This window comes from Dietzia sp. UBA5065 (genome assembly GCA_002415925.1).
In the GTDB taxonomy this organism is placed as follows: domain Bacteria; phylum Actinomycetota; class Actinomycetes; order Mycobacteriales; family Mycobacteriaceae; genus Dietzia.
Window position 1 is genome coordinate 23,052 of the sequence record DIAZ01000169.1, and the last position, 8,359, is coordinate 31,410.

Here is an 8,359-nt window from a genome sequence, read left to right on the forward strand (position 1 = left end):
ACCTCGTGCGTCCACACCACCGGGCTCGGTCGCTTCGGCCAACTCGATCTGGAGCGACTCGACGTGGACGGCCCGCCCGGGGCGGTCTACGGGCAGATGTGCGATCTGGTGGCGTACGCGTTGGGGTCGGGGACCGTGTTCCAGCCGGGCCAGGCGCTCGACGTGGGCGGGCCGCAGCCGCTGCTCACCAGCCTGGAGACCTCACCGTTCACCGGCCAGCAGGTCCTCCGCCTGACCCCGGCCGCGCCGGACTGACCCCTATCCCCGCCGGTGACCGCTCCGTTCCACCACGAGCCGGGTGGTGGCCGCCAGCTGGAACGGTCGGATGACGGGCTCGATCCGGCTGGTCAGCCGGCCCTTCTTCAGCTTGGCGATCACGCTGCGCACGAGCTCGGGCAGCGGAGTGCCCGCGTGGTCGACCAACGGGTAGATCCGGACCTCCGGGGCCACCCGCGCCATCTCGACGATCGCCTCCACGTGGTCGTCCAGATCCATCCGGTCGGCGTACGTGAACAGCAGGTGGGAGCACAGGACGAGGTCGGCCGAGTCGCCGGCCAGCGGCAGGGACGGCAGGGCCCCGGCGATGTAGCGCTCGGGGTGGGCGTCGAGGTCGTCGAGCATCCGCTCGGCCGCCGTCCGGCGGATGGTCTCGTGTCCCACCACGCCGCCACGGACATCCCAGTCGTACTCGAGCTCGCTGGCGGACGACTGCGCGAGCGACCGATCGAGGTCGGCCAGCACCCGTTCCCGCAGGTCGTGGGCGCCGAGCGAGTACTGCGGGTCGACCGCGACCGCGGCCCCGCCGGCCTCGCAGATCTCGGCGACCGCGCTCGCGGCCCCTCCGGGGCAGTCGACGATCCGGCCCAGCAGGTCCTCGGCGTCGAGCCCGAACATGTCCGCGTACTCGCTGAGCGAGCGGGCGCTGACCAGGATGTCCGACTCGGTGGCCGAGCCGTGGATCGTGCGGGGACTTGCGGTCACCTGGGGGTACTCCTCGTGCGGGATCGGTTCGGGTCTCTCGTGAGCCGCGTGGATCACGGGGGTTGACCCGTCCGCTCTAAGACATGTCGGCTGTCACGACGGGGGCGGCGCCGCACCCCTCGGGATGTCGGCGCCAGCACATCAGCACGTTCTTCGGCACGGGGCCACCGTAACAGCGGGGTCCGACACCGGCCACCGCTATGTTCGCGGTGATCCGAATCGCCGGGCGCGCGTGTGGGAGTGACACAGACCACCCACAGAAACAGACACACGTTATAGTTTTGGGGTCCGCCACGTGCGAGCGGAACCATCCCGCAGCACCGAAACCCTTGGAGCACACGTGAGATCACCGTCATCCGACCGGGCACAGGCCCCCGGCCCGGCCGCCGTCGCCGGGGCGCTCGCCCTCGGCCTCGTGGTGGCCCTCGCGCCCGCCCTCGCCCCCGGCGCCGCCCCGCGGGCCGCCGCGCAGGGTTCCTCCGATCATGGGTCCTCCAACACCCCGGACCACACCGCGTTCTACGCACCACCGGCCGAGCTGCCCGCCGAGCTCGGGGCCGTCATCCGCAGCCAACCCATGTCCATCACCCCGAGCGTTCCCGACCTCGTCAACGGTGGTTCGCTGCCCGCCGACGCCCGGCGGATCATGTACCGCTCCACCGGGGCGGCCGGCGGGCCGATCGCCGTCACCGGCACCTACCTGCAGCCCAAGGTCCCATGGACCGGGCCTGGCCCCCGCCCGCTCGCCGTGGTGACACCCGGCACCCAGGGCCAGGGCGACCAGTGCGCGCCCTCGAGGTCCATGGAGGTCGGGCTCGGCATCCGGACGGCCCCGCCCTCGATGGCCGCCGGGTACTCCCTGCTCGACGCGTACTCGATGCTCGCCGAGGGCTTCGCCGTGGTGGTCACCGACTACGAGGGCCTCGGCACGCCCGGCCACCACCCCTACGTCAACCGCGACTCGCAGGGCCGATCCGCCCTCGATGCGGCCCGCGCGGCGCAGCGCCTGGAGGGCACCGACCTCGCCCCCGACTCCCCCGCCGTGGTGAGCGGGTACTCCCAGGGCGGCGGCGCGGCCGCGGCCGCGGGTGAGCTGCAGCCCACGTACGCGCCGGACGTCAACCTGGTCGGGATCGCCGCGGGCGCGCCGCCGTCGGACATGCTCGGCACGCTCGACCGCGTCGACGGCGGAGTGCTCACCGGCGCCGTCGGCTACGCCATCAACGGCATCCTCGAGGTGCACCCCGAACTCCGCGAGGCGTTCGACCGGCAGCTCAACGACGAGGGCCGGCGCATGCTCGAGGTGACCAGCGGGCAGTGCGTCGCCGAGACGGCGTTCGCGTACGGCCTGCGCCGTACCAGCGAGTTCACCGTGGACGGCCGCTCCCTGGCCGACGCCGCCCGGTCCGAGCCCGAGATCCTCCGGGTCCTCGAGGGCTACAACCTCGGAAAGGTCGCGCCCGCCGTGCCGGCGCTCGTGCTGATCGGGCGCAACGACGACGTGGTCCCCCACCACACCGCCGTGGACCTGGTCCGGGACTGGTGCGCCCAGGGCACCACCGTCGAACTGCGCACCGCCGAGCTCCCCGCGCTCGCGCCGGGTCTGGTCGTCGACCACGCCCTGCCGATGCTGGTCGAGCGGGACACCAACGCCCGCTACCTCATGGATCGCGTGCAGGGCCGACCCGCACCGAACTCCTGCGGCACCGTCTGACACGGGAGAACGCGACCGTCAGGGCAGGTTGTGGTGGAACGCCTGCTCCTGGGTGAGCCGGGCGATCCGCCAGCCGTCGCCGGTCCGGACGAACTCCAGCCGGTACCAGAGGCCGTAGAAGAACACCTGCTGGTCCTTCTCCTCGATCGGCCTCAACGCCATCGGGTTGAAGCACATGCAGCGCCCGGTCGCGGCGTCCCCGTCCAGGCGCACCTCGAGGTTGCCCATGAGGTGCTGCGTGGCGGCGAAGATCGGCAGCATCTCCGCCAGCCAGGCCCGTACCACCGGGTAGGTGTCGTCCGGCCCGCCGGAGGCCTCGTAGCTCACCCGGGCCTGCGGGGTGAACACCCAGTCCAGGCCGTCGAAGTCGCGGGAGTCGATGCAGGTCGCGTACCTGGTGACGAGGTCCTGCAGATCCCAGCGATCGGACAGTTCCACCAGTGTTCGGCTCATGCTCCCTAGGCTAACGTGGCCCCCATGCAGCACGACGAGGAAATCCGCGCCCGCCAGGCCATAGAACAGCTCAAATACCGCTACTGGCGGGCCTGCGACGCCAAGGACCCGGAGACCTTCCGGGCGTGCTTCGTGGCCTCGGGCGGCGTGCTGGACTTCGGCCCGCTCGGGCGCACCGACCCGGACACGATGGTCGGGGTCTTCCGCCGGATCGCCCTGGCGACGGCCGAGGACGGGGGGCCGAGGATCCTCGACATGCACCACGGCTTCATGCCCTCGATCACCGTCGAGGCCGGCGGCTCCGGCGGCCCTCCCGTGCGCGCCACCGGGACCTGGACCCTGCAGTTCCGCCAGGTGGACCGCGACAACGGCACCGAGACCCTGTCCACCGGCGAGTATTCGGACGTCTATGTGATCGAGGACGGCCGCTGGGTCATGGCCGAATGCCTGTTCACCCCGGGCTGGTCCGTCACCCGCACCCTCGAGAACGCGTCCGTCACCCACCCCGAGGTCCACACCCACCGCGGAGCCGCGACCGCCGGGGCCGACTCGTGACCGCCCGGGTGGCGCTGGTGACCGGCGCCAGCCGCGGCGTCGGTCGCGGCGTGGCCACCGCGCTCGCCCAGGCGGGGTGGACCGTCTACGTCACCGGCCGCTCGGCCGAGCGCCTGCAGGGCACGGTCGACGCCGCCGCCGGGGCCCCGGGCGAGGTGCGCCCGGTGGAGTGTGATCACGCCGACGACGAGCAGGTCCACGCCGTCGTGGCCCGCATCGTCTCCGAGACAGGACGGCTGGACCTGCTGGTCAACAACGTGTGGACCAACCCCAAGGGCTTCATGGGCTTCAACGGGAGGTTCTGGGAGCGGCCCGCCGGCGACTGGGACGCCCTGATCGGGATCGGGCTGCGCGCACACTACGTGGCCAGCTGCGAGGCCGCCCGGATCATGGTCCCGCAGGGCTCGGGGCTGATCGTCAACATCTCCTCGTTCGGCTCGCGCTCGCCGTTCCACACCGTGCTCTACGGGATGAGCAAGACGGCCCTGGACAAGATGGCCTCCGACATGGCGCACGAGCTCACCGGGACCGGCGTGGCGACCCTGTCGCTGTGGCTGGGACTCATCCGCACCGAGCTGATCCTGTCGCTCGGGATGGAGGACTTCAACGGCTTCCCCCTCGCCCGCGCCGAGGACCCGACGTTCGTCGGCCGCGTGATCGCCGCCCTCGCCGACGACCCCGCGCTGCCGCGGATGAGCGGCTCCACCGTCATCACCGCCGAGTACGGGCGGGAGCGCGGGATCACCAACGACGACGGCGAGGTTCCCCTCTCCCATCGGGGTGCCTTCGGCGGCGGCCCGCTCTTCCCGCCCGTCACCGACGAGCAACTCGGGATCGACACGGTCGACGAGGTGGCCGCGGCCGGCGGGCACAACGGATTCGCCGGTACGTAGCCGTGTCCGCCGACGGATTCGACCAGATCGACGACCCGCTGGAGCGTCTCGAGCGCAACGAGCGTCAGGGCCTGCAGGCCTTCCGGTACGTGCTGCTCTCCGGCGCGGCGATCGCGGCACTGTCGATCGCGATCGTCGCGCTCGCCGACGTCACCGGCCCGCAGTGCGCCGAGCCCGACACCCTGTGCACCACCGCCAGCCGCGTCTGGGTGGTGGTGCTGCCGACCCTGCTCGCGCTGGGGCTGTCCGTGCTGTCGGCCGTCAAGACCTATCGACGCTGGCAACGCCACATCCGCTGGCGGCCCTGGCTGTTCGCGACCTACGCCATGTGGATGCTCACCACGGCATACCTGCTGCTGTCCTCGTCGGCGGTGTTCGTGCAGGTCGGCTGACCCCCGGTCCGCGCCGCCCCCCCTGCCCCGCGCCGCCCCCCTGCACAGAGGCCGCCAGCTTACGCTGCCCCACCGGCCTGCGCTGCCGGATGGGACCGATCCCGCATCGCAACCGGGTCGTTCCGGTGCAAAGACCCAGCGCAAGCCGAAGGGGCAGCGCATCCGGCGGTGGTTGCGCTGCCCCTCTGCACGGAGGCCGCCGGCGGACGGCGGGCTCCGCCTGCATCAGGGGACGATGTTGACCATCTTGCCCGGCACCACGATGACCTTCCGCGGGGCCGCCCCGCCGAGGTTGGCCTGCACCTTCTCGTCGGCCAGGGCCGCGGCCTCGACCTCCGCCGGCGAGGCGTCCGCCGGGACGGTGATGCGGGAGCGCACCTTGCCCTTGATCTGCACCGGGTACTCGACGGAGTCCTCCACCAGGTAGGACTCGTCGTGCTCGGGGAAGGGCCCGTGCGCCAGCGACCCGGTGTGCCCGAGTCGCGACCACAGTTCCTCGGCGAGGTGCGGGGCCACCGGCGCCGCCATGAGCACCAGCGGCTCGACCACCGAGCGAGGCGCCCCCGGGCCCTCGGTCGGGTAGGCCTTGGTGAGGTGGTTGACGTACTCGATGAGCTTGGCGATCGCGGTGTTGTCGCGCAGGCCGGCGTAGTCCTCGCGGACCCCGGCGATCGCCTTGTGCAGCGCCCTGAGCACGTCCTCCGGCGCGTCGCCCCCGGTCACCCGGACCTCGCCGGTGGTCTCGTCGATCACCACCCGCCACAGCCGCTGCAGGAATCGGTGCGCGCCCACCACGTCCTTGGTGGCCCAGGGCCGCGACGTGTCGAGCGGGCCCATGGACATCTCATACACCCGTAAAGTGTCGGCCCCGTAGGCGTCGCAGATCTCGTCGGGCGAGACGGAGTTCTTGAGCGACTTGCCCATCTTCCCGTACTCCTGGAACACCTCCGGGGCGTCCGGGGAGCCGTCGAGGTAGAACTTCCCGTCGCGCTCCTCTACATCTGCTGCGGGAACGTACACCCCGCGCGCGTCGGTGTAGGCGAAGGCCTGGATGTACCCCTGGTTGAAGAGCCGGCGGTAGGGTTCCTCGCTGGTCACGTGGCCGAGGTCGAAGAGAACCTTGTGCCAGAACCGCGAGTAGAGCAGGTGTAGCACGGCGTGCTCGACTCCACCGACGTAGAGGTCAACCCCGCCCGGGTCGCCCGCGCCGTGGATCTCCGGCCGCGGGCCGGTCCAGTAGCGCTCGTTCTCCAGCGCGCAGAGCTCATCCGGGTTGGTCGGGTCGATGTAGCGCAGCTGGTACCAGCTCGATCCGGCCCAGTTGGGCATGACGTTGGCGTCGCGGGTGTAGGTCCGCAGCCCGTCGCCGAGGTCCAACTCGACGGTCATCCACTCGGTGGCCTTGGCCAGCGGCGGGGAGGGCAGCGAGTCGGCGTCGTCGGGGTCGAACGAGACGGGCTTGTAGTCCTCGACCTCCGGGAGTTCGACGGGCAGCATCTCGTCGGGCAGCGCGCGCGGGACGCCGTCGGAGTCGTAGACCACGGGGAACGGCTCGCCCCAGTAGCGCTGGCGGGCGAAGAGCCAGTCGCGCAGCTTGTACTGGACCGTGCCCTCCCCCGCGCCCTGGGCCTCGAGCCACGCGATGGTGGCGGCCTTGGCCTCGTCCACGCCCAGCCCGTCGAGCGACAGTCCGGACTCGTTGGCGGAGTTCACGGCCACGCCGTCGCCCGCGTACGACTCGGCCTGCACGTCCAGCCCGCGCCCGTCGGCGGGCGCCACGACCTGCACGATCGGCAGCCCGAAGGCGGTGGCGAACTCGTGGTCGCGCGAGTCGTGGGCGGGGACGGCCATGATGGCCCCGGTGCCGTAGCCCATGAGCACGTAGTCCGCGACGAACACCGGCACCCGGGCGCCGTTGACCGGGTTGACGGCGTACGCGCCGGTGAAGACGCCGGTCTTGTCCTTGTTCTCCTGGCGCTCCAGGTCGGACTTGTGGGCGGCCCGGCGGCGGTACTCGGCCACGGCCTCGGCGGGCGAGGCGTGCCCGCCCGTCCAGCGGTCGTCGGGCGCGCCGGCACCGTCGGGCCCCCCGGGCCAGGAGGGACCGGCCAGCTCGTCGACCAGCGGGTGCTCGGGCGAGAGCACCATGTAGGTGGCGCCGAACAGGGTGTCGGGGCGGGTGGTGAACACCTCGATCGACCGATCCTCGACGGCGAAGCGCACGCGGGCGCCCTGCGAGCGACCGATCCAGTTGCGCTGCATGGACTTGACCTTGTCGGTCCAGTCCAGGCGGTCCAGGTCGTCGACCAGGCGGTCGGCGTAGGCGGTGATCCGCATCATCCACTGCGAGAGGTTCTTGCGGAACACGGGGAAGTTGCCCCGCTCGGAGCGTCCCTCGGCGGTGACCTCCTCGTTGGCCAACACCGTGCCCAGCCCGGGGCACCAGTTGACGGTCGAGTCGGAGAGGTAGACCAGCCGGTGCGCGTCGAGGACCCTCTCCCGCTCCCCCGCGGTGAGGTCGGCCCAGTCGCGGCCGGCGAACTGCTCGGGCAGCGGGCGGGTGCCGGAGGCGAACTGTTCGACCAGCTCGGAGATCGGCCGGGCGCGGCCGGTGCGCGCGGGGTGCGGGGTGCCGTCGGTGGTGAGGGCGGGGGCCTCGGGGTCATACCAGGCCCCGTGGATCTGCAGGAAGATCCACTGCGTCCAGCGGTAGTAGTCGGTGTCGGTGGTGGCCACCACGCGCCGCCGGTCGTGTCCGAGGCCCAGGCGCCCGAGCTGGCGCTCCATGTTGGCGATGTTGGATTCGGTGGTCACGCGCGGGTGCTGGCCGGTCTGGACGGCGTACTGCTCGGCGGGCAGGCCGAACGCGTCGTAGCCCAGGGTGTGCAGGACGTTGGCGCCGAGCATGCGGTGGTAGCGCGCAAAGACGTCGGTGGCGATGTACCCCAGCGGGTGGCCGACGTGCAGGCCCGCGCCGGAGGGGTACGGGAACATGTCCTGGACGAAGAGCTTGTCCTCCGGCAGCGTCGAGCCCTCGGGGCCGGCGAGCGGGCCGACCGGGTTGGGCGCCTCGAAGGTGCCGCGCTCGGACCACTCCCGCTGCCAGCGGGATTCGATCCGGCCGGCGAGGTCGGCGCCGTAGCGGTACTCGGGCCCCGCCTGCTCGGACTGCGCCCCGGTTCCCGACTGCTCGCCGGTGACGGTCTGGTCGCTGCTGCTCACGGTTGTCTGCTCTCCTGTGCTCTCGCCGGTGCCCACACGCAGGCGGGTCAAGCCTAAACCCTGGTCCGGGCCGGGCCACGGCAGCGTGTGGGCACCGCGGGGGGTCAGGCCCTGGCGGCGCGCCGGCGCGCGAGGAGCGAGTCGACGCT

At 71.9% G+C, this 8,359-nt stretch carries 7 protein-coding genes and 1 pseudogene; 5 read left to right on the forward strand and 3 right to left on the reverse strand.

Going from position 1 to position 8,359, the window contains the following annotated elements:
- Positions 1-255: pseudogene (locus B4M60_RS13750) on the forward strand (hypothetical protein); the annotation flags it as partial.
- Between the two features lie 3 nt (positions 256-258).
- Here B4M60_RS13750 and B4M60_RS13755 read toward each other — a convergent pair.
- On the reverse strand, positions 259-981 hold the full coding sequence (locus B4M60_RS13755) for a hypothetical protein (RefSeq protein WP_291085155.1): 723 nt from the start codon (positions 979-981) through the stop codon (positions 259-261).
- Positions 982-1,321: 340 nt separating this feature from the next.
- Here B4M60_RS13755 and B4M60_RS13760 point away from each other — a divergent pair, with 340 nt between their 5' ends.
- The gene (locus tag B4M60_RS13760; RefSeq protein ID WP_291085158.1) at positions 1,322-2,695 is read left to right on the forward strand and encodes a lipase family protein; all 1,374 of its coding nucleotides are present in this window, start codon (positions 1,322-1,324) and stop codon (positions 2,693-2,695) included.
- Positions 2,696-2,713: 18 nt separating this feature from the next.
- Here B4M60_RS13760 and B4M60_RS13765 read toward each other — a convergent pair whose 3' ends face one another.
- Positions 2,714-3,148 (reverse strand): nuclear transport factor 2 family protein, encoded by a 435-nt coding sequence (locus tag B4M60_RS13765; protein WP_291085182.1) that lies wholly within the window; start codon positions 3,146-3,148, stop codon positions 2,714-2,716.
- A 24-nt stretch (positions 3,149-3,172) separates the two neighbouring features.
- Here B4M60_RS13765 and B4M60_RS13770 point away from each other — a divergent pair, with 24 nt between their 5' ends.
- The 3 genes from B4M60_RS13770 to B4M60_RS13780 are packed head-to-tail and all read left to right on the forward strand — an operon-like array spanning position 3,173 to position 4,988.
- On the forward strand, positions 3,173-3,703 hold the full coding sequence (locus B4M60_RS13770) for a nuclear transport factor 2 family protein (protein ID WP_291085185.1): 531 nt from the start codon (positions 3,173-3,175) through the stop codon (positions 3,701-3,703).
- Complete coding sequence (locus tag B4M60_RS13775) at positions 3,700-4,596, forward strand: SDR family NAD(P)-dependent oxidoreductase (RefSeq protein WP_291085188.1); 897 nt, start codon at positions 3,700-3,702, stop codon at positions 4,594-4,596. The genes B4M60_RS13770 and B4M60_RS13775 overlap by 4 nt, the downstream gene beginning before the upstream one ends.
- A 2-nt stretch (positions 4,597-4,598) precedes the next feature.
- On the forward strand, positions 4,599-4,988 hold the full coding sequence (locus tag B4M60_RS13780; protein ID WP_291085190.1) for a hypothetical protein: 390 nt from the start codon (positions 4,599-4,601) through the stop codon (positions 4,986-4,988).
- Between the two features lie 225 nt (positions 4,989-5,213).
- Here the strand turns inward: B4M60_RS13780 and B4M60_RS13785 are convergent, their stop codons facing one another.
- On the reverse strand, positions 5,214-8,210 hold the full coding sequence (locus tag B4M60_RS13785; protein ID WP_291085193.1) for a leucine--tRNA ligase: 2,997 nt from the start codon (positions 8,208-8,210) through the stop codon (positions 5,214-5,216).
- Positions 8,211-8,359 lie beyond the last annotated feature (149 nt).

Excerpts from the sequence above, each read along its gene's own strand:
- B4M60_RS13765 (WP_291085182.1), bottom strand. The coding sequence starts at position 3,148 with ATGAGCCGAACACTGGTGGAACTGTCCGATCGCTGGGATCTGCAGGAC.
- B4M60_RS13770 (WP_291085185.1), top strand. The coding sequence starts at position 3,173 with ATGCAGCACGACGAGGAAATCCGCGCCCGCCAGGCCATAGAACAGCTC.